The 19,983-nt window shown below is 42.7% G+C and carries 23 protein-coding genes and 1 riboswitch; of the genes, 17 read left to right on the top strand and 6 right to left on the bottom strand.

Translation table 11 applies throughout. The features are described 5' to 3' along the window. Positions 1–9: 9 nt before the first annotated feature. Positions 10–216, bottom strand: a complete 207-nt coding sequence (locus tag FWF39_RS03055) for a hypothetical protein (RefSeq protein ID WP_343381966.1) — start codon at positions 214–216, stop codon at positions 10–12. A gap of 535 nt (positions 217–751) precedes the next feature. Between FWF39_RS03055 and FWF39_RS03050 the strand changes: the two genes are divergently transcribed. Further along, on the top strand, positions 752–2,395 hold the full coding sequence (locus tag FWF39_RS03050; RefSeq protein ID WP_343381965.1) for a hypothetical protein: 1,644 nt from the start codon (positions 752–754) through the stop codon (positions 2,393–2,395). 474 nt (positions 2,396–2,869) lie between these two features. Here FWF39_RS03050 and FWF39_RS03045 read toward each other — a convergent pair whose 3' ends face one another. Further along, a complete protein-coding gene (locus FWF39_RS03045) occupies positions 2,870–3,796 on the bottom strand; it encodes a carbohydrate kinase family protein (protein WP_343381964.1) in 927 nt (308 codons plus the stop codon). A gap of 106 nt (positions 3,797–3,902) precedes the next feature. Continuing rightward, a riboswitch (Fluoride riboswitch) is annotated at positions 3,903–3,980 on the top strand. A gap of 18 nt (positions 3,981–3,998) precedes the next feature. On the opposite strand from FWF39_RS03045, the gene FWF39_RS03040 reads away from it, so the two are divergent. Together FWF39_RS03040 and FWF39_RS03035 are read left to right on the top strand one after the other, a co-directional pair. Then, on the top strand, positions 3,999–4,388 hold the full coding sequence (locus tag FWF39_RS03040; protein WP_343381978.1) for a CrcB family protein: 390 nt from the start codon (positions 3,999–4,001) through the stop codon (positions 4,386–4,388). Positions 4,389–4,543: 155 nt separating this feature from the next. Then, positions 4,544–5,179: a superoxide dismutase gene (locus tag FWF39_RS03035; protein WP_343381963.1), complete on the top strand. Its 636-nt coding sequence runs from the start codon at positions 4,544–4,546 to the stop codon at positions 5,177–5,179. 14 nt (positions 5,180–5,193) lie between these two features. On the opposite strand, the gene FWF39_RS03030 is transcribed toward FWF39_RS03035, so the two are convergent. The 3 genes from FWF39_RS03030 to FWF39_RS03020 all read right to left on the bottom strand — a co-directional run bounded on the left by FWF39_RS03030 (position 5,194) and on the right by FWF39_RS03020 (position 9,079). Continuing rightward, positions 5,194–5,901, bottom strand: coding sequence for a hypothetical protein (locus tag FWF39_RS03030; RefSeq protein ID WP_343381962.1), 708 nt, complete (start codon positions 5,899–5,901; stop codon positions 5,194–5,196). A 59-nt stretch (positions 5,902–5,960) separates the two neighbouring features. Continuing rightward, complete coding sequence (locus tag FWF39_RS03025) at positions 5,961–6,278, bottom strand: ferredoxin family protein (protein WP_343381961.1); 318 nt, start codon at positions 6,276–6,278, stop codon at positions 5,961–5,963. A 185-nt stretch (positions 6,279–6,463) separates the two neighbouring features. Continuing rightward, the gene (locus FWF39_RS03020) at positions 6,464–9,079 is read right to left on the bottom strand and encodes a PQQ-binding-like beta-propeller repeat protein (RefSeq protein WP_343381960.1); all 2,616 of its coding nucleotides are present in this window, start codon (positions 9,077–9,079) and stop codon (positions 6,464–6,466) included. A 544-nt stretch (positions 9,080–9,623) separates the two neighbouring features. Between FWF39_RS03020 and FWF39_RS03015 the strand changes: the two genes are divergently transcribed. From FWF39_RS03015 to FWF39_RS02985, 7 genes are all read left to right on the top strand, one after another. Then, positions 9,624–10,043 (top strand): hypothetical protein, encoded by a 420-nt coding sequence (locus tag FWF39_RS03015; RefSeq protein WP_343381959.1) that lies wholly within the window; start codon positions 9,624–9,626, stop codon positions 10,041–10,043. A 326-nt stretch (positions 10,044–10,369) separates the two neighbouring features. Then, entirely contained in the window at positions 10,370–11,764 is a 1,395-nt protein-coding gene (locus FWF39_RS03010) for a dihydrolipoyl dehydrogenase (protein ID WP_343381958.1), read from the top strand. Between the two features lie 70 nt (positions 11,765–11,834). Beyond that, complete coding sequence (locus FWF39_RS03005) at positions 11,835–12,119, top strand: glutaredoxin family protein (RefSeq protein ID WP_343381957.1); 285 nt, start codon at positions 11,835–11,837, stop codon at positions 12,117–12,119. Beyond that, on the top strand, positions 12,116–12,706 hold the full coding sequence (locus FWF39_RS03000; RefSeq protein ID WP_343381956.1) for a ferredoxin-thioredoxin reductase catalytic domain-containing protein: 591 nt from the start codon (positions 12,116–12,118) through the stop codon (positions 12,704–12,706). The genes FWF39_RS03005 and FWF39_RS03000 overlap by 4 nt, the downstream gene beginning before the upstream one ends. A gap of 221 nt (positions 12,707–12,927) precedes the next feature. Then, positions 12,928–13,263: a transcriptional regulator gene (locus tag FWF39_RS02995; protein ID WP_343381955.1), complete on the top strand. Its 336-nt coding sequence runs from the start codon at positions 12,928–12,930 to the stop codon at positions 13,261–13,263. A gap of 3 nt (positions 13,264–13,266) precedes the next feature. Continuing rightward, positions 13,267–13,794 carry a hypothetical protein gene (locus FWF39_RS02990; protein WP_343381954.1) on the top strand — a complete coding sequence of 176 codons (528 nt, stop codon included), beginning with the start codon at positions 13,267–13,269 and terminating at the stop codon, positions 13,792–13,794. 12 nt (positions 13,795–13,806) lie between these two features. After that, complete coding sequence (locus FWF39_RS02985; RefSeq protein WP_343381953.1) at positions 13,807–14,154, top strand: type II toxin-antitoxin system PemK/MazF family toxin; 348 nt, start codon at positions 13,807–13,809, stop codon at positions 14,152–14,154. 5 nt (positions 14,155–14,159) lie between these two features. On the opposite strand, the gene FWF39_RS02980 is transcribed toward FWF39_RS02985, so the two are convergent. Then, a complete protein-coding gene (locus tag FWF39_RS02980; RefSeq protein ID WP_343381952.1) occupies positions 14,160–14,321 on the bottom strand; it encodes a hypothetical protein in 162 nt (53 codons plus the stop codon). A gap of 123 nt (positions 14,322–14,444) precedes the next feature. Here FWF39_RS02980 and nth point away from each other — a divergent pair, with 123 nt between their 5' ends. The 7 genes from nth to FWF39_RS02945 all read left to right on the top strand — a co-directional run bounded on the left by nth (position 14,445) and on the right by FWF39_RS02945 (position 19,943). Next, positions 14,445–15,092 (top strand): endonuclease III, encoded by a 648-nt coding sequence (gene nth, locus FWF39_RS02975; protein ID WP_343381951.1) that lies wholly within the window; start codon positions 14,445–14,447, stop codon positions 15,090–15,092. Positions 15,093–15,315: 223 nt separating this feature from the next. Continuing rightward, a complete protein-coding gene (locus FWF39_RS02970; protein WP_343381950.1) occupies positions 15,316–15,678 on the top strand; it encodes a hypothetical protein in 363 nt (120 codons plus the stop codon). A gap of 4 nt (positions 15,679–15,682) precedes the next feature. After that, complete coding sequence (locus FWF39_RS02965) at positions 15,683–16,138, top strand: hypothetical protein (RefSeq protein WP_343381949.1); 456 nt, start codon at positions 15,683–15,685, stop codon at positions 16,136–16,138. Positions 16,139–16,463: 325 nt separating this feature from the next. After that, positions 16,464–16,904 carry a peroxiredoxin gene (locus tag FWF39_RS02960; RefSeq protein WP_343381948.1) on the top strand — a complete coding sequence of 147 codons (441 nt, stop codon included), beginning with the start codon at positions 16,464–16,466 and terminating at the stop codon, positions 16,902–16,904. A 100-nt stretch (positions 16,905–17,004) separates the two neighbouring features. Next, positions 17,005–18,087, top strand: coding sequence for an inositol-3-phosphate synthase (locus tag FWF39_RS02955; protein ID WP_343381947.1), 1,083 nt, complete (start codon positions 17,005–17,007; stop codon positions 18,085–18,087). Between the two features lie 71 nt (positions 18,088–18,158). Next, a complete protein-coding gene (gene gcvH / locus FWF39_RS02950) occupies positions 18,159–18,584 on the top strand; it encodes a glycine cleavage system protein GcvH (protein ID WP_343381946.1) in 426 nt (141 codons plus the stop codon). Between the two features lie 12 nt (positions 18,585–18,596). After that, positions 18,597–19,943, top strand: a complete 1,347-nt coding sequence (locus tag FWF39_RS02945) for an FAD-dependent oxidoreductase (RefSeq protein ID WP_343381945.1) — start codon at positions 18,597–18,599, stop codon at positions 19,941–19,943. Positions 19,944–19,983 lie beyond the last annotated feature (40 nt).

The raw sequence follows: 19,983 nt of genomic DNA, 5'->3' as shown, positions 1-19,983 counted from the left end.
TAATTACGTTTAGCCGTAGCGCCATTTATCCAGGGTCTTGTCCTTCTTGGATTTCTTTTTGTAATCTTTGTAGTGTTCTTTGCAGATATAAGCACGTTTTTCTGCACTGCCAACGTTTAAACCGGCGGCTTTAACCTTATCAACAGATATAGAACGTGCGGCTTCTCCGCTGCAACCAGATACACTGCATTTTTCACCTTTATCTATACGACCCAAACAAGTCACGCTCAAAGGTAATGTTTACAACCGCTATTATAACGCTATTGCTTAAGTTCCTTTTCATCAACAACAAAACATCCAACAAGAGAATGACCAACTGGTAGAAAAGAAAGTAACATCTAATAATCAGAGCAACATCAATCGAATGTACCAGATGTACGAATTATGCGACGTAGCGTATACATGTCTAAAACACTGAGTGTACTAAGACAGCTTGCGTATAAATTTAGGTAAACATTTCCCTCTAAGGGACTCGTGCCATTTCCAAGATTTTATCCAAAAATATTTCACCACTATTAACTACTCACTATTCACAATCTTATCATCCAAATAATTAACCGCTATACTAACCACCGCTAGACCACTTTAGAGACACCTCAAATAAAAAAGAAACAAGCTTGTCTATGCAACATTTCTTGCAAATGCTTTCGCCAACATATAGATCCGCCATCCAAACACACAAGACAGGTTTGACAAGTCAAGCATTACAAAAACATATATTGCGGGCATATCTTTTTGATGATGATATTCCATGGCATCAGTGACATTAACAACAGCAAAAACGGATGTGCGTATTAATTTAAAAGGTTCGGGCAAAGTAAAGATTGATTGGAAAGATGAAAAAAGTGAAGAACTAACCCTTTTAATGAACGGCTCCACATATACGCATAACTATGCTAGCCCCAACTTGGCAACACATGAAATTTCCATAACTGTCCTACAAGATGGCATGATTACGGGGCTTAGTTGTGATTGTAATGAATTAACTGATGTTTTGGATTTAAGTGAGCTTTTAAATCTAAAGACCCTATTTTGCCATAATAACAAGTTAAATACTTTGGTTTTTGGCTCCAATCTTGAAACATTGGAAACAGTTGTTTGCTATAATAATAACTTGACAAATTTAGATTTAAGCGGGGCCACCAATTTAAACACCATAATTTGTCATACTAACAAACTAAACAGCCTACTGGTCAGTAATTGCGGTAAACTTTTTCACATAAATTGCAGCCATAATAGTTTGTCTAATGAAGAGTTAGATAAGCTACTTGGCTCGCTTAATTCTACTACAGGCGTAACTAAAAATCTCTATATCACCGGTAATCCAGGCACTACCAACTATGACGCAACCATTGCTACAACCAAAAACTGGACAACAGATCAGGACCCCACAAACATTACGCCAACACCATTGCCAATGTCAGAAAACAAGGTAAAAATTATTTTAATGGGAAATCCAGGTTCTGCTGTAATTGATTGGGGCGATGGAACAAACACCAACTATACGCTTTCAGGGGATGAATGTGAGTGTACTTATAGTTATAATAGTTCCGCTTCACGCGAAATTACCATAACCGGCACCACAATTACCCAAATAGAGTGTAGAAAGAACCAGTTAACAGCTTTGAATGTAACTGGAACTCCCGCATTAACGACACTTGATTGTTCTGATAATCAGTTAACGAGTTTGAATGTTAAAAAACTAACAAACCTAACAAACCTAAACTGCTCCAACAACCAACTACCAAATTTGAATATTAAAAAACTAACAAACCTAACAAACCTAAACTGCTCCAACAACCAACTACCAAATTTGAATATTAATGGACTAACAAAACTGACGACCTTGAATTGTGAGACTAATCTGTTGTCACGTTTGAATGCTAGTGGACTAACAAACCTAACAAACCTGGATTGTTCTGATAATCAGTTACCAAATTTGGATATTAATAAACTAACAAACCTAACAAACCTAAACTGCTCCAACAATCAGTTACCAAATTTGGATATTAATAAACTAACAAACCTAACAAACCTAAACTGCTCCAACAATAAACTACCAAGTTTAAATATTAATGGACTAACAAACCTAACAAACCTAAACTGCTCCAACAATCAGTTAAGCAATTTAAATGCTAGTGGACTAACAAACCTAACAAACCTAAACTGCTCCAACAATCAGTTAAGCAATTTAAATGCTAGTGGACTAACAAACCTAACAAACCTAAACTGCGCTTATAATCAGTTATCAAGTTTGAATGCTAGTGGACTAACAAACCTAACAAACCTGGATTGTGAAGCTAATAAGTTAACCCATTTGAATATTGATGGACTGACAAACCTAACGACCGTGAATTGCTGGCCTTACACTGATAGTGAAGATACAGAGAACTGATATAGACACTACCCCTCAACACAGAACAACAAAGCAACCCATACAACACAGAAGGACTGATTAGTCCCCCCCCACTTAGCATACGCTCCATTTACTACCTTGTATGCTACCCCACAAACAACGAAGAACAATAACTGATAAAAATACCTCGCAGGCAACTCAACACAATTCAAATTCAAATTACCGTGTCACCATTATAATACTGAAGTCTACATACAAGCTACTATTTAGCGCCTGAAGATAAAAAAGGCCTGCCAAAAAAGGTTTAGGACGTCTGTTTCAAACCAATATCAGGGTTTACATACACCACACGCCATACAAGCCACACTTTTTGCCACATATTCAACATAACCATTATATTAATATTGCTCATTACCACTTTATACATATAGCATTTCCATAATTCAAACATCTTCCACCCTAATTTCAACAAGGAATAACTTTAATTTGACAACCGTTTAGAAAGTAGACAAGTTATTGTTTGATGCCGCTTTCAGATATGGTTTGGGCTCTTTGGTAGATTTGGTCTTTTTTGCCCATGTATGTGGGTCCTATGCCTTCTACAACAAATGATGCGGCTGCGGAACCCACACAAGCACACCACAAAGACTCTTTTTGTCGTATGTACTCGGCTAGAAAGCCGCCTATAAAGACGTCTCCTGCGCCGGTTGGGTCAACGAGCACTTCGGGTGGATAGGCAGTTATGGTGTATTGGGCGCCTTCGACGGAGAGAAAGGCGCCTTTAGCGCCGTTTGTTATGATGACTGTTTCTATGCCCACATCGTGAAGGGTTCTAATTGCGGCTTTGAGGTCTGATTCGCCTGTTAGGGTGTAGAGTTCGTTTTGGGAGGATTTGTAGATGTTGACTAAACTAAAGATGCCGTTGTCTATGAGGTTGTTTGTGTTTACGTTTCCTTCTTTATCGAAGCTTCGTAACAATCCTTGGGGATCAAGGGAGACTATGTCGGCAGTTTTTTTGAGTTCCTCGGCAACTTCGAGGGGGATTTCGTTGGCAATTGGGGCTAGATGAAGGGCTTTGGCGTGGAAGTCTTGGGGGATATCTTGGGGGGTTAGGGGGTTGCCTTTGCTTTTGAGTTTGAGGGTTCGCTCGTTGAGATCTTTTGTGTAGGTGAGTTCAAAAGCTGTTGTGGATTGTTGGGGGTCTCGGGTTATGGTTGTGATATCGATGCCTTCTTGTTCGAGCCACCAGAGGTATGCTTGGGGAAAGCTGGCACCGATTTTTGAAATTATCATAGCTGATGCGTCGAGCTGTTTTGCGGTAAAGGAGGTATAGGCTGTGGCGCCGCCTAATACGTTAAAGGGCATTTTTCGGGTTGGCAGTACAAGAGTGTCAACTGAGAAGTGGCCTGCTACTGCGATGTCAAAACAGCTTAGTGCCATATTTTAATCAACTCAATAATGAAGTGGTCCTATTTATTTAGAATTAGCCCATTCTAACGATCCCCAACAGAACAGAGGTGGTAAAGTTTTAATATATTTAGTGTCGATTTGCTTTGGCTATGGCATTAGCCCTGGCAGACACCAAAACCGCAACCGCATGGATGCTAATAATGCCTACCATTACAAAATGGAGAGGTACAAAGTGAAGTGGTTGGAATTTGCGCTTTTGGTAGCAGGTGCAGTTGCCGGAGCTTATTTGCGCTATCGCATGGTAGAATCGCCCATAACAATCTGCGGGTTACCCGTAAATATCATGCTTGTAAACGTAGCGGGGAGCTTTATTTTGGGTTTGTTCTCTGTTTTTTTGGTTGCGCTAAATTTGAGTTCGCAGTATGCAATTTTGGTTGCCGTGGGTTTTTGCGGTTCGTTTACCACGATGTCCTCTTTTGCCCTAGAAACCACCACCTTGCTTGAAAAAAATCAGTTAGTGCTGTTGACCCTAAATATCTTGGCAAACGTAGGGTTATCAATTGGTGCAGTCATTGGCGGCAGAGCCACAGCTAACATATTAATGGGAAAATTTATTCACTAAATAGCCAATGTGACCAATGATTTTTGAACATAAATACCGCTCCACAAACATACTCAATATAATCATGAGAACTCACACACATCCCGATGCTTGGAGAGTAAGGTAAGGTATATTAGGAGTTTTTTTCTTTTGAATTCTTGATTTTTGGTGAAATTATGGAGAAAGTAAGAACGTTTACTCTACCCAAACTACCATACGACTACACTGCATTGGCACCCTACATATCTGAGGAGCAACTAAAAATTCATCATACCAAGCACCATCAAAAATACGTCAATGACGCTAATGCTCTTTTTGCCAATATAGATGAAGCTATGAAAACAGATACCCAAATGGATTACTGGGTTAAATTTGGATATGTAAAAACACTCGCTAAAGAACTTGCCTTCAACATAGGCGGCCACATGCTACACACTATCTTTTGGGAAAATATGGCACCCGCAGGCAAAGGTGGCGGAGGAGAACCACACGGAGCTATTGGAGAGCTTATCAACAAAGAGTTTGGAAGTTTTAACACTTTCAAAAAACTATTCTCAGCCGCAGCCGCAAGCACGGAAGGTTCAGGCTGGGCAACCCTTGCTATGCAACCCTGCCTAGAACGACCCATCATAGTTCAGATTGAAAAACACAACATTAACCTCATTCCCAATTTCCAAATTCTGCTAGCCATAGATGTCTGGGAACACGCCTACTACTTAGACTACAAAAATGAACGCCCCAAATTCATAGAAGCCTTCTGGAACATAGTCAACTGGGACAAAGTCAACCAAACCTTAGCCACAATAAAATAATAAAACTGACTTTGTCAGTTACCTTCTTTTTTAACCTGAGTGGTTTGCTCCACCTTTTTAACCTGAGTGGTTTGTTCTACTTCTTTTAGCACTGCACATTGGCGTTTGGTATAGCGAGTTGTTACGCCCTTCTGCAGATAGATCGATACGGCAGCTAGACTTTTGGTTGGGTCATTGCGCATGGTAATGGTGTGTAGATGGAATAGTTTTATGCCCACGGGGTCTTTGGATATTTGTCCGCTGGTTAATTTTAGTGCCAAACTGATGGCGTCATTAATTGAGCCGCCGGCGGCAACGATTTTTATTTTGTCAAACTTGGCCAGACGCAGAAGACTTATGGTAAGCAAGCGTTCAACAGTTGCAACTCGGCTAACACTTACAGTCTGCTCGGTGGTATCACGTAAGTCTTTATCCTCGCGCTCAGCCAATGCGGCATAGTCACCTGCTTCTTTTTGGGAAAGATGGGCTGAAACAGCCGCTACGCGGCCCAAGGCGGGCACTTCAATAGAGGCTATGTCGATATCATCAACATAGACTTTAGCGATATCTGTTGCCATATTGATGGCTGCACAAGCTAAAAACAGAGAATCGTTTAAGCCGACAACATTTACTTCACCTGATTCAAGTACATCAGTTAGCATGCTTTCAACTACATCAGTTGTTTTTGCTGAAGCATCTGTAGGTTTGAGTAGTATGATTTTGCCTGTAAACTCTTGACTCATATCTGCACCAATAATTACTCAGACAACAGCCAATATAACGCTTGCCGATGAAAAACTCCTCAAGGGGTTGGAGTGATCTTTATCGCAGCCGCAGGACACTGCAACTGGCAGGCTAAGCATTGAATGCAGTCTTTTTCGCGGGCAGGATCGGCTTTTCGATTGGACAGCGGATGATCGGGCGTATCGACCATATCGTAGAGTGCAACAGGACAAACATCAGCACACACCCCATCACCAACACAAACATCCCAGTCCACCGCCACATTAGTTCCGTGAATTCCAAGTTTAGCAGGAGACTCAACAGGCCCCCAAACTTTATGACCTCTATGTTCACTTACAACTTGACGTCTAGTTTGAAAATCAGAATCAATCGGCAAAAATTAGTCACCATAACAATTTAGAAAAAGACATAGTTAAGGATTTGCTTCAAACTCCAACCCAAAATTTAGACAGATGCACCGAGGAAAAACACAAACGGACCCGGCTAAACAGAGATAAATCATAGAAATGTGGCCATTAGAATTGAACAAAAAAAGAAAAAGGGATTGATTTAGAGTCTGTTTTATGGCTTTTTGTTTAGGATAAAGATCGTTGCAATGCCGACTACTATGATTGCAATGACTATACCGATGACTGCTGGGATAAAGTATTGATCGGTTATGGATGGTTCGGTTGTTGGTGGTGCTTGTGTTGGTGCTGCTTCGTCAACTGCAAAGGCTGAGTGTGAGTTTGAGCCATAGAGACCGCCTGTGCCTTCAAATGAGGCAATCACGGTGTATGGACCAGTGATGTCAGGTATCCAGTTGAAGCTGTAGAAACCGGTTATGTCAGTAGTTGCAGTTCCAATTACGCGTATGTTGTTGTTTGAGTCGATGACACTGATTTTTACGTCAACGCCTGTAAAGTTGGTGGGTTTTGGCTGTTGCATATAGACGTATTCCATCCAGGCACTCATAGATGCATCAGAGGCAACTGGGACTCCGTTGGGGAATCTGGATGCCTGCTCATGCTGGTTGGTGCCTGCGGAGATGTCGGTAACGGTTCCGCTGATAACTACGCTCTGGCCAGCGGTAGCGGCCAGACTTGGAGCGTTTACAGTGGTTTTAGTTGGACCTTTGGCAATGCAGTAGAGTTGGTTGTCGTAGTAGTTGTAGTATACTAGTGAGCCATCGGCTAGAATACTGGTAGAGGTTCCGGTTCCGCCGGTTTGGCCTGCCCAACCTAGCATCTTGTAGATTTCTTCACCGGTAAAAGCGTCTATGCAGTATGTGCAGAAACCCTTGTATAGGGGAGCGTTTGGTGAGTGTTGATTGTTAAAGGCGTAGACTTTTCCATCAGCAATTGCTGATATAAAGGTTGGCATAAGACCCCAAACTGTATCTAAACCGCTGTTTGTATTGTTGTATCTCCAAAGTAATGATCCGTTTGTAGTGTTATAGCAGAAGATTTCGCCGCCAAAGCCTTGTGCATATAGATTTCCATATGCAGTGACTGCTCTTTGACCTGAACCTGAACCGCTACTAAAGTATTGCATTGCGTTGAGGTCTGTTTTTGTTGGACCCCAGAGGAGCTTACCGTCTTTGAGGCTGTAGCCTAGCCATTGCATTGTTTCAGCATCAGTCATAGTCCAAACTCGGTTAACTGGATCGAGAGGACCAAGTGTTCGTGTCATGTTGCCAGATGGTGCAGCATAGGATTGTTTCCATAATAGTTCGCCTACTCGGTCTTCTTCCAAGTTTAGTGCCCAAACTGTGTATGGATCAGGGGTGCCTCTGTTCGTGCTTACGCCCGCGGTTACAGCTGAGGTAGTTCCGAGAATTATGTCACCAGGTAGAACATATGAAATAGTAGGGATAGTAGATGTGCCCGTTAAATCAGCTTTTACAGTTACATTCCATGAATATGCATCGCTACAATCAATGTTTTTGCCTACTGGACGGTATTGTAGAGCGTTAGTGCCGGTTCCCGGTGCGCCTGCGGCAACATTTGGTGCAGCAGTCCAATTCCATAGAGCCAGCCAGCCAGTCTTTGTAGTAGAGTCGTAGTTTAGGAAGTATTTGACAATCTCACCGTTCTCTGTGTACGCAATAGTTCCGCCATTTGGGACACCAGTCAGGTTGAATAGATTATTGCCCGTTAGTGTGTCATATGCTATCCAAGTTTGGTTTGCTATTGGTGAAGTATTGTCATTTGGATCTGTTCGGATGTTAACCATTTGCCATAGGTAGCCGCTTGGTAGGACGCCGTGTTGGTTGGGTGATTCATAGCAGTAGAGTTGACCAAAGGTTGGGTTGATATCGGGGTTTGTCCAGAGTACTTCACCGGTTCTCAAATCCATGCAAGTGTAGGCGCCACCGTTTTGACTGCCTTCTGGGGGTTTGAAGTAAAGTCTGCCATTTACGATTAGTGCATTTACAAATCTGCCTTCGTATGAACCACCTGAATAGTATGTAACACCTTCAATAGCAGTGTCTGATCCACCGACAATACCGCCAGCTTCAAGTGGGCTGGTCCAAAGTATGTGGGAGCTTTCTGGTCCGGTTCCGCTGGACTGCCATAGGTTAAATCCGCTTTGTTGGAAGGTTCCAAGTGAGTTAGAACCCAACCAGTGTGAGGCTATGGTGTACCATAAGAAGTTCTCACCAAATATTGGGCGTGCCCAGTATTCTGTTGGAAGAGGTGTAAGGGGACTTACGCTGACTGGTTCGGTTTGTACTGTTAGGGTTGTTGTTGCGTTAGCAGGCAGGTATTTTATTCCATATCGGCTTTGCTGAGCAGTAGTTGCATTCCAAGTGTATGTTTGTCCTGCATATATGAAAGTCAAGTTGTAGGTGCCGGGTTTAGTAGGTGTGAAGCTTGTCGATTGAACGCCTGTTGTGTCAGAAATAACATCCCAAGTCTTGGTTTCTGTAACGCCGTCGGGGTCTGTTATGATGAGTTTGTAGTCATGTCGTCTAATGTTGTTGGCCTCTGATGCATCAGGTAAGGGAACGTCAACCCACATTGCAACGTAGGTTGTTTGATCTACGCCGATGGGATTGGGCGCTACCGAAACGAATGCATATGATGCCATTTCACCTGAGGTCTGTGCGTCAGCAGGTGTCACTGACAAAAGCGTTGTTGCGACCATGGAGGTTAGAAGCAATATGCTAAGTATAGTCAAGGTTTGTTTTTTCATTTTTTCTTATCTCCTATTTTTTGTAGGCTCTACAAAGTGGCAAATGGGTTTAAACGTTTGTAGCAAGTATAACTGCTGACAAACATCAAATAGGGGCATGATTGGGAAAATCTTTAAAACAGCCAACCACCCCTAGTTTTTAAAGGAGCGAGCCACCATCCAAGACCCCAAAATTCTCGATGCACTAACACAATTAGGACTCACCGAACTACAGGCCAAAACCTACCTAACACTCACACGCATAGACAAAGCAGAAGTAAAAAAAATCTCAAAACTCTCAAATATCGCCAGACAAGACATCTACCGCATACTACCCACCCTTGAAAAGCTCGGACTCGTAGAACAAATTATAGCCACACCCAAACTATACAAAGCCCTACCCCTAAACGAAGGCACCACAAAACTCTTCCAAAAAATAACCGAAGAACACACAAAACTCAAAGACACTCTCACCCTGCTAATAAAAAGCCAAGAAGAAAACCCCACAGACCAAATACAGGACAGCGACACAGAATTTATAATAACCTCAGAAAAAGAACGCCTAATGAGCAGACTAGAAAAACCAATCACTACCGCACATAACTGCGAAATGATGCTCCCCAAAAACACACTAAATTTTATAATATTTAACCTCTATGAAGCCCTAGAAACCGCCGCTTCAAAAAACGCAAAAATACAAATCATAACACAAAAAACAAACCTCAACCCAACCACCGAACGCAAAATCACAAAACTAACCACCTACCCAAACTTTGAAATCAAATACAACCTAACAAACGAAATCAGCATCATCATCCTCAACCAAGAAGAAGTAAACATCGGCCTAACCGACGGAAACGAAATCCCAAACCTATGGACCAACAACCCCCAAATCCTAAAACTATCCCAAACAACATTCAAAACCCAATGGAACAACACCACCACAAACCAAAACAACAACAACCCAACCGAAGAAGAAGAATAACCAAATACCATCGACTGGACAAACCACAAACAACCAACCGCTCAACCCATACCAAAAATCGATCACAAAACAACCCGTCTTATTCATTGAACAATCGCTAGCGGTAGCAACTGCGCTCTCCACAGTTGCACACCACCGCTAAATAACCCAAAGCAACCATCTAACAAATAATACAGGGGTCAGTTAACACCTGTCCAGTTTTTAGACAGGACCAGAACAGTTGGTCGCTGTAGTGTTCTGGGTGTTTAGGGGTTGTTTGAGGGAACAGTTGTGGTTGAAAGGTTTATCTATTTGTTAAATTCGTATTATTTTAGGAAGTTTTATTTTTGGAACAGTTTGATGTTTTAGTTGTTGGTTCGGGTTCGGGAATGTTGGTTGTCTCCGCTGCAGTGGAGCAGGGGTTTAAAACAGCGTTGATTGAGAGCAACAAGATGGGCGGTACATGCATAAACACCGGCTGTGTCCCCTCAAAGATGCTACTCTACCCCGCAGACCTACTCACCAGCTTAGGCGAAGCAACAAAAATAGGTATCAAAATCGACCACAAATCAGCAGATTTTGCCGACATTATGAACCGCATGCGAGCCCTTACCCAACACGACTCAAAACACCTATCCGCCTCGGTGGAGATCACCCCCAACCTAACATGGTTTAAAGACCCAGGCGAATTCATCTCAGACTACACCCTACAAAGCGGCAACCATACCATCAAAGCTAAAAAAATATTCATCGCCTCAGGCGCCCAAACCATCATCCCAAAAATCAAGGGCCTCCAAAACATCAACTACCTCACAAACGACACCGCACTCCAACTCCAAACCCAACCCAAAAGCATCCTTATTGTAGGAGGCGGCTACATCGGCATAGAATACGCACACTTTTTCTCAGCCCTTGGCACCCAAACCACCCTAATCCAACGCGCCAAACACATCCTACCCCAAGAAGAACCCGAAATATCAGAACTCCTGCTAAAAGAACTATCCAAACGCGTAACCATCTATACAGACTATGAAGCCCTCGAAGTCAAAAAAGATGAAAACCAAAACATAACCCTAACAACCCAAAACCAAACAACCAAAACACAAAAAGAACACACCGCACAAACCCTCATGATAGCCACCGGTCGAAGCTCCAATGCCTATCTGCTCAAGCCCCAAAAAATAGGCCTCAACCTCAATGAACAAGGGTTTATCACAGTTAATGAGTATCTAGAAACCAATAAAGAAAACATCTACGCCTTTGGAGACGCCCTAGGCAAACAGATGTTTAAACATGCCGCCAACTATGAAGCAGGCATAGTGTGGCACAACGCAACCCATGATGATCACAAAGTAGCCATGGACTTCAACGTCGTACCCCGAGGCATTTTTACCTACCCCCAAATCGCCGCAGTAGGACTAAGCGAACAGCAAGCCAAACAATACTACAACACCCTAGTCGGTATTGCAGCATACCGAGATACAGCCATGGGCGCAGCTATGGGTTTTCCAGAAGGCTTTGTCAAAGTCATTGTAGAAAAAGAAACCGGCAAAATCCTAGGCGCACACATCATCGGACCCGAAGCAACCGTACTCATCCAAGAAATCACCAACGCCATGGTCAGCGGCAACGGCGACTACAGCCCCATCGCACAAGGCATGCACATACACCCAGCACTAAACGAAGTGATACAAAACGCCTTTATCAACCTACACCAACACACCCAAACCCAACAACAATAACCAACAAAACAAGCGGGCAGATAAACAGTTATATGCGCCCAAATCCCCAGTTTATTGGGGATATTTTTAGATGCAGTTTTTTAAGGTTTCTGGAAAGAAAAATGAACATAAAGTAGCACTCTACGCACTTAGCACTTGCGTGTGGTGCAAATTAACTAAACAATTTTTAAGCGACAACAACATCACCTACGAATTTGTCGACGTAGATCTCCTAGATCCAAACGACAAAACCCAAGTACACCAAAGTATCACAAGCAAAGGCGGAACTCTAAGCTACCCAACCATCATCGTTGATGATAAAACCATCATCACCGGCTTTCGCAAAGACAAACTCAAAGAGGCTCTAAAAATTTGAGCCTAACCCTTGAAACTGTTCGCAAACGCGCAGAAGCCGACGCAAAAACCAACGGCTACTATCTTATCCCACAACCCGAGCTACTCCAGATGTTCCTTGAAGGCCTAAAAACAAACGAAGAACGATTCGGTTACCCCGTTTGCCCCTGCCGCCTAGGCACAGGAAACTTAGACATAGATCGAGATATAATATGTCCCTGTGACTACCGCGACCCTGATGTCGCCCAATACGGCGCCTGCTACTGCCGGCTCTACGTCAACAAACCCACCTACGAAAGCCAAAACCTACCCCAAGTCCCCGAACGCCGACCCAAAGAAAAAATAGACCGCGCCTATGGCACACCCACCCCCCAACAACAACCCTCCACAACAAATACTACACCAACAAACCCCCAACCCCAAACAACTGCACCAAAGCAATCTCCCGAAGTTAAAAAGCGCCTATGGTACTGTAAACAGTGTGGATATGTTGTTTATCGAGAAGAACCGCCCTATGTTTGTCCTATCTGTAGAGCAAAACAAGAAATGTTTACAAAAATCGATGCAACCATAGAATTCAGAGAGCCTCCCGGCAACTCACAGGCGTAATGAAGCCACTTTAACCGTTAGACCCTTGCAGATCCAAGAGTTCAACAAGTTACAGGCACAAATTGTTGTGACACTAAGCTTATTTGATTAGCTTTTGTGTGAGGCACGAAACGATATCACTCTACAATTGGCAATTCCTTGCAGATGTTTTCGTTTTGTTTAATCACCATGTTTAATACTTTGGAAATAAAAGTAATAATCAAAGTATTTGGCGAAGCAAATTGATTGAAGATGAAATCCAAACTTTGTTATATCGTTTCGATAGGTTAAGCACTAAAACAGTTACACCAACCCGATGCTTAATCCTTAGTCTACTTAGCTACTTTATTGATGGAATCCAATATCGAGAACTAAAAGCGGCCCTAAAAATCTCTGATGGAAAACTCATCTCCAATCTCAACCAATTAAAAACCATGGGTTACATCACCAAAACAGCGGTAAAGATCGATAAAAAAACAATCGATGTCTACACCTTAACTGAAAAAGGAAAAAAAGAACTGAACAAAATCATTGAATGGACAAAAGCCATAGAAACAATAACTAACAAGGAGACCTAGAAAATGTCAAAGATTGATAAAGTTATAGCAGTTCTTAAGCATCTAGAGGTATCGCCTAAGATCAAAGATAAACAAGATTATTGCGGGCGTTTCTTCACTCAAAAAACTGTTTTTCTAGCACAAATTTTGGGTATAGACCTAAATTATGTGTTTTCACTCTATATCGCTGGACCTTACTCGAGAGATCTTGCCATTGATTACTATGCTAACGCTGATAAAATAGAAGCAATGAATTCAAATTATACATTGACAGCAAACGAAACAGCCATTCTTGATAGAATAAAAAATTGCTCAAAACTCTATGACAGCATGGCGCTTATGGAAGCAACTACAGCATCCGTATACATAAAACATTGTAAGCCCGAGATATCAGAGGACGATTTATTTGCAACACTCAAAGAGCTCAAACCAAACCTTACAGAATATGACAGATTGATAGGTATACAAAAAGCCAAATATTTGCTCTTTAAACCGAAGTATTTAACTGAGGAGATAAAACAAGAGCTATCCGCTTGGGAAAACATAGATTAGACGGCGTGTTTAATGCATAAAATTCAGCCGAAAGATATTTGGCTAATACAGCTTCCAGATACACAAGCCAACGAACAAACCGGCGTTCGTCCAGCAGTCATCTTGGCAGTTCATTCTGATACAGCTATATCAGTAGTTGTACCTCTGACTAAAAACTTAGAAACACTACGTTTTGAATACACTTACAAAATAGCAAAGTCTCAGACAAATGGGTTAACATTTGACTCAACGGCACTAATTTTTCACATACGTTCGCTGACAAACGGCACCATAAGATTTAAAGAAAAAATTGGAACACTTGAAGAAACTGATTTTAAGAAAATCAAAGAATTAATAAAATCCTACCTTGCAATCACATAAGATAATTAGGGGGTAGTTGATTTTTCGATTTGTATCTCGATTTTATGCCAATTTGCATCTACTCCATGTAGCGTTGTCACCGCACCAGCTATGGTTCCAGCAAGGATCGATTCAACAAACTCGTTTAGAGGGATGCTTTTGTTATCTACAGTTAATTTTACGCCCATTATGCTCACCAAACTAGTTTAGGCAGAGAAAGCAAAAAAGATTGTGCAAACACCCCGCAAAAAACAGATGAATAAAAAGCAGAGTTAAAAACTAGGCGTATAGATAGTGATAGAGGTTTATTTGTGATTGATCTTGAACCCAAAGAGCGCATCCAAAAGATCATAGAGCTTCTTGAACAGCAATATCCCAAAGCTAAAACTGCGCTTACCTACACTACACCCCTTGAGATGCTCATTGCCACCATGCTCTCAGCACAGACCACCGATGTTCGAGTCAATCTCGTAACCCAGAGTCTCTTTAAAAAATATCACACCGCCCAAGATTATGCAAACGCCGATCTAAAAGAACTAGAAGCTGATATCCACTCAACAGGTTTCTATCACAACAAAGCCAAAAATCTCAAGGCCTCATGCCAGATACTTGTGAAAAAATTCGGCGGACAAGTTCCCAAAACCATGGCAGAACTACAGGAATTACCAGGGGTAGCGCGCAAAACTGCCAATGTTGTTCTCTACAACAGCTATGGCATAACCGCAGGTATTGCGGTTGATACACATGTGATGCGACTTTCCAAACGGCTCGGATTAACTGAACAGAAAGATCAAGATAAAATCGAGAAAGACCTCATGGCATTGACGCCTAAAGAAAAATGGATGAAACTAACAGATCTACTAATCTTCCATGGACGCCAAGTGTGCATGGCAAAAAGTCCTCGATGCGACATTTGTGTACTCAACAAAATTTGCCCCAGTGCCTTCACATTCAACTAACTATGAACAATGTTTAGAAAAAGATCAGTTACAACTAACACACTATTATGACGACGTAAATTAGATGATACTTTGCGTTTTTAAGTTAAACCGTGTCAAAACTCATTTTGCTCATAAACCAAACTAAAGACCATGTTCTTAAAAAGAACGCCTAAAGAAAAAGGTGTTCGGAACGGACTATTATATACAGCTCTGAGAAATAGAGGGCGGTGAAAACAAAAAAATGAAAATTGAAAAAAAACTAGTATCTTTAAGCATAATCGCCTTAGTCCTTGGAATAATAACAGTTGTACCCATAGCACTTATGCCCTCAGCAGCAGAACCCCCAGTTCCACAGGGCATCCAAATGTTGTCTGCTGAAGAATTCTATGAGCGCTATGGCACCAACGCAACAGAAGTCATAGCGTATGCTGCTGTTCCTGCCACAGACAAAGATGATTTCGTCTATGAAGAGGCTTGGGTTAAGCTTATACCTGCTGAAGAATTCTATGAGCGCTATGGCACCAACGCAACAATACCGGACCTGACTTTCTGGATGTTTGAATCTGAACCTTTTCGGATGCTTGAATCTGAACCTGGAGCGTAGGTGAATGGATAGCGACGAGTTGGAAGGTTATACGTTAAGTGTTTATGCGTATATTGTTCGTGCAGATAGACCTGTGGGGACAAGAGAGGTGACTCGTGGTGCAGAGCTTAGCAGTACCAGCGTCGCTTACCATCATCTTCAGAAACTAGAAACTCTTGGCTTAATAGAGAAAAACAGCTACGGCAACTATGTCTTAAAGGCAAAAGCATCTGTCGAGGGACATGTGTGGGTCGGCAAAAACCTCGTGCCCCGATTGATGTTTTACTCCTTCTTTTTTATAGGAGCATTCGCAGCAGAAATAAGCCTGATACTGCTCAGTTTATTTATTCTTGATAATTCAATAATTGATGTACGATTCATAGTTTTAGTAGGAATAACATTTGTAGCAATGATGCTATTTAGCATGGAAGGCTTAAAGCTATACCGTAAATTGAATCCTAAAAATGTAAATGAGAAATAACAAAAACGCAGTTTAATCACCTGTGTCATTTTTCAATACATCCACAGACAGTATACAAGTTATGGGGCTGAATTTTCACACAGACACATGCACACGTGTACTCTGGTCTGTTTGACGTTTGTATCCCTCCCTATATTTTAAGGCTTAGACTTTGCGTTATGGGACTGATGGCTCTTTTGACAGCGGTGGGTACGGTTGAATTGTTGCGGAAACAAGCTAGAGGATATTTCCTCACAAATCAGGCGATGGACAATTCACAACTGTAAACGATTGTTGAGGCAATCATTTTATATGGGCAGAGTCTTCCTTTTTATGGACGATTTTTATGGCAATCAAAATTGGTGATAGCGCCCCAGATTTCACTCTGCTCAATGTAGATATGGCGCCTGTTAGTTTACATGAGTTTTCGGGGAACAAAGTTGTTTTGGCCTTTTTTGTAGGCGCCTTTACTTTGACCTGCACCAAAGAAGCATGTACCTTTAGAGATTCTATGGCGCGCTATACAAATCTAGAGGCACAAGTTATTGGAGTGCGCGTTGATGATCCCATAGCAAATAGGGATTTTGCGAAGAAAAATCGGCTACCGTATCCAATTTTAAGTGATCCTGACCGTGAAACCAGTAAACGCTATGGTTTAGAACCTCCCAGGCATGCCATATTCATACTAGACAAAGAGGGCATAGTGCGCTACATCTGGGTTGCGCCAAATCCTGCGATGGAACCAGACTATGGGGAAATCCAAGATATTCTAACAAAAATAAGCTAACATACACAGTTATCAGCCGATCAAGGGGTATAATAAACAAAATAGTTATAGAGCACCTAACCATTAGCCTACAATAAATTAAGCATTGGAGTAACTGTTTATGCCTCAGATTCGTGTAGCAATCGTTGGCGTTGGTAACAGCGCGTGTACTCTTGTGCAGGGAACTCAGTATTACAAAGACGCAAAAGAGACTGAGTCAGTTCCCGGCTTGATGCATGTTAACTTTGGCGGTTACCATATTCGTGACATAGTTTTTGTCGCTGCCTTTGAAGTTAATAAGGATAAAATTGGCAAAGATCTTTCAGAAGCCATCTGGATAAAACCTAATGTGTGTGAGAAATTCTCTGATGTTCCCTATTTGGGTGTAAAGGTTTCACCTGCACCTATCTTGGATGGTGTTGCAACTCATATGCGTGAGGTTTTTAATGTCTATGATGACAGTGCAACCAAAGAAAGCGTCGTTCAAACCCTAAAAGATGCCAAAGCAGAGGTTATAATTAATTATCTGCCGGTGGGCAGCCATGATGCAAGTCGGTTTTATGCTCAGTGTGCCCTAGATGCGGGGTGTGCATTTGTTAATTGTATGCCTGAATTCATTGGCTCAGATGCCTCAGGGGAGTGGCCTAAGAAATTTGAAGCCGCCGGATTACCAGTTTTGGGCGATGACATCAAAAGCCAAGTGGGCGCAACCATACTGCATCGCAACCTTGTGCGGCTCTGCATTGATCGCGGAGTCATCGTTGATGAAACCTATCAACTAAACTTGGGCGGCGATACTGATTTCCAAAACATGACAGAAGAACACCGCCTCAAGTCTAAGCGTATTAGCAAAACTGAGGCCGTGACCAGCTTGGTGCCCTATGCAGTGCCAACCCGTATTGGTCCAAGCGATTATGTGGAATTTTTGGGGAATAAAAAAATCTGCTACATAAGTCTCAAAGGCCGCAAGTTTGGCAACCGCCCCATAAACATAAGCGTTAAACTCGAAGTTGAAGACAGCCCCAACAGTGGCGGTGTCGTCATTGATCTTATCCGAGCTGCAAAAATCGCTCTAGATCGCAAACTCAGCGGTGCGCTAATCAGCATGCCTGCATATGCCTTCAAGCATCCACCCAAACAAATCCCAGACAGCCAAGCACACCAATGGACCGAAGAGTGGATTGCAGGAAAACGCGAACGCTAACCCCGCTCATCTTCTTTCCCACTAAACCTTTTATAGGCTTTCTCTGTTGGTTATCTTAGGAAGCTACAGTTATGGTTAGAGTTGAACAGTACGAAGTGCCCGAGGGCCTCTACTATAGCAAAGATTTTGCCTGGGTTAAAATTGAAGACGGCAAAGCCCGGGTAGGTATTACCGATTATGCCCAAAAAGCACTGCGCGAAATCGTCTACGCCGAACTTCCCAGTAAAGGCACCGAGGTCAAACAAGGCGAACCCTTTGGAACTCTTGAATCAGTAAAATCAGTTTCAGATTTGATTGCAGCCATTAGCGGAACCATCGTAGAAGTCAACGAAGAAGTCCAATCCAACCCCGAGATGCTAAACGACGACCCCTACGATAAAGGCTGGCTACTCCTCATCAACCCCAGCAACATAGAGGGCGATCTAGCCAATCTTATGGATTTTGACAAAGCGGTTGAGTGGCACAGAACACAAACAACAACAGCAAACCAAGAATAATTGGCGAAGAATATGGTGCGGCAAATAGTTATTATTGGAGCTAGTGCAGCAGGTATAGAAGCAGCCGCAGCCGCACGTAAAAAAGACCGCACCGCAGAAATCATTCTTATCACTCAAGAAAAGACCGCGGGATATAGCCGATGTGGCCTGCCCTTTGTCATAGCTGGACACATCCCCAACTTTAGAGATTTAGTGGTTTATCCCCCAGCATTTTTCCAGATGCAAAAACTAGATCTGCGCACCCAAACCAAAGTTAGCGCCATAAACACCAAAGACAAAACCCTAACGATCCAAACCAAAGAAAACAGCACCCAAAGCCTACCCTACGATACCTTGGTGATTGCCACCGGCGCAGAACCCTTTATGCCGTCCATAAAAGGAAAAGAAAAAGCAGGCATTCACTCGCTTCGCACCCTCGAAGATGGCGAAAAAATCGATGCCGCCATAAAAGCAGGTGCCCAATCAGCTCTTATTATGGGCGCAGGACTCATCGGACTAGAACTAAGCGCAGGCTTAGTGGAGCGGGGACTCAAAGTTACCGTAGTTGAGATGCTACCACAGATTCTACCTCAATTTCTCGATGCTGATATGGCAAAGCTAATTCAGCAACACCTCGAAGAAAAAGGAATAACAATTCTGCTAAACACCATAGTAGAAGAATTTTTAGGCGAAACCCAAATCAGCGCAGTCAAAGCAAACGGACAAGTTCTCGAGGCAGATCTGATTATCAGTGCCTTTGGGGTGCGCGCATCAACCAACCTCGCCAAAGAAGCCAATATCCCCTTAGGCGAAACCCAAGCAATTAAAACAAATGCACGCATGGAAACTGAGATCAAAGACGTTTACGCTGTGGGCGACTGTGCCGAAGCCCCCAGCCTAATCACCCATCGCCCCACCTGCGCGCAACTGGGCACTATTGCAGTAAGAGAAGGCAAAGTGGCAGGCACAAACGCAGGCGGCGACTACAGCCTATTTAACGGTGTTTTAGCCTCAGCGGTCACCCAGCTCTTTGATATCCAAGTAGCCAACACCGGACTAACTCAGACTGCCGCACAGCGCAACCGTATCGAAGTTATCACTGCAACTGTGAGCAGTAAAACCAGAGCCAGCTATTTCCCAGGCACCAAACCCATAAAAATCAAACTCGTTGTCGAAAAAGAATCCAAACGCATCATCGGCGCTCAAATCGTTGGAGGCGAAGAAGTCACTCAGCGCATAAACAGTCTCTCCTTTGCCATCCAACAAGGCATGACCATCCAAGAACTCGCCAAAGCAGACACCGCCTACGCACCACCCCTATGCGAAACCTGGGAACCCATGATCCTAGCAGCTGAAATGATCCTTATGAAACTACGCTAAAAAAGAAAAGAAGCAGATTTGCAATTGCTTTGCTATGGGT

It is taken from the genome of Candidatus Bathycorpusculum sp. (assembly GCF_009778815.1).
GTDB lineage: Archaea > Thermoproteota > Bathyarchaeia > Bathyarchaeales > Bathycorpusculaceae > Bathycorpusculum > Bathycorpusculum hydrogenotrophicum.
The sequence above is the reverse complement of the archived record's forward strand: the minus strand, read 5'-3'. Positions and strand labels throughout refer to the sequence as shown.

What these genes read in the sequence shown, in the direction of transcription:
- FWF39_RS02985 (WP_343381953.1), top strand. Translation starts at nt 13,807, where the DNA reads ATGCATAAAATTCAGCCGAAAGATATTTGGCTAATACAGCTTCCAGAT.
- FWF39_RS03015 (WP_343381959.1), top strand. Translation starts at nt 9,624, where the DNA reads ATGAGCAGACTAGAAAAACCAATCACTACCGCACATAACTGCGAAATG.
- FWF39_RS02965 (WP_343381949.1), top strand. Translation starts at nt 15,683, where the DNA reads ATGGATAGCGACGAGTTGGAAGGTTATACGTTAAGTGTTTATGCGTAT.
- FWF39_RS03030 (WP_343381962.1), bottom strand. Translation starts at nt 5,901, where the DNA reads ATGAGTCAAGAGTTTACAGGCAAAATCATACTACTCAAACCTACAGAT.
- FWF39_RS03050 (WP_343381965.1), top strand. Translation starts at nt 752, where the DNA reads ATGGCATCAGTGACATTAACAACAGCAAAAACGGATGTGCGTATTAAT.
- FWF39_RS03020 (WP_343381960.1), bottom strand. Translation starts at nt 9,079, where the DNA reads ATGAAAAAACAAACCTTGACTATACTTAGCATATTGCTTCTAACCTCC.
- FWF39_RS02980 (WP_343381952.1), bottom strand. Translation starts at nt 14,321, where the DNA reads ATGGGCGTAAAATTAACTGTAGATAACAAAAGCATCCCTCTAAACGAG.
- FWF39_RS03035 (WP_343381963.1), top strand. Translation starts at nt 4,544, where the DNA reads ATGGAGAAAGTAAGAACGTTTACTCTACCCAAACTACCATACGACTAC.
- FWF39_RS02990 (WP_343381954.1), top strand. Translation starts at nt 13,267, where the DNA reads ATGTCAAAGATTGATAAAGTTATAGCAGTTCTTAAGCATCTAGAGGTA.
- FWF39_RS02945 (WP_343381945.1), top strand. Translation starts at nt 18,597, where the DNA reads ATGGTGCGGCAAATAGTTATTATTGGAGCTAGTGCAGCAGGTATAGAA.
- FWF39_RS02955 (WP_343381947.1), top strand. Translation starts at nt 17,005, where the DNA reads ATGCCTCAGATTCGTGTAGCAATCGTTGGCGTTGGTAACAGCGCGTGT.
- FWF39_RS02960 (WP_343381948.1), top strand. Translation starts at nt 16,464, where the DNA reads ATGGCAATCAAAATTGGTGATAGCGCCCCAGATTTCACTCTGCTCAAT.
- gcvH (WP_343381946.1), top strand. Translation starts at nt 18,159, where the DNA reads ATGGTTAGAGTTGAACAGTACGAAGTGCCCGAGGGCCTCTACTATAGC.
- FWF39_RS03045 (WP_343381964.1), bottom strand. Translation starts at nt 3,796, where the DNA reads ATGGCACTAAGCTGTTTTGACATCGCAGTAGCAGGCCACTTCTCAGTT.
- FWF39_RS03005 (WP_343381957.1), top strand. Translation starts at nt 11,835, where the DNA reads ATGCAGTTTTTTAAGGTTTCTGGAAAGAAAAATGAACATAAAGTAGCA.
- FWF39_RS02970 (WP_343381950.1), top strand. Translation starts at nt 15,316, where the DNA reads ATGAAAATTGAAAAAAAACTAGTATCTTTAAGCATAATCGCCTTAGTC.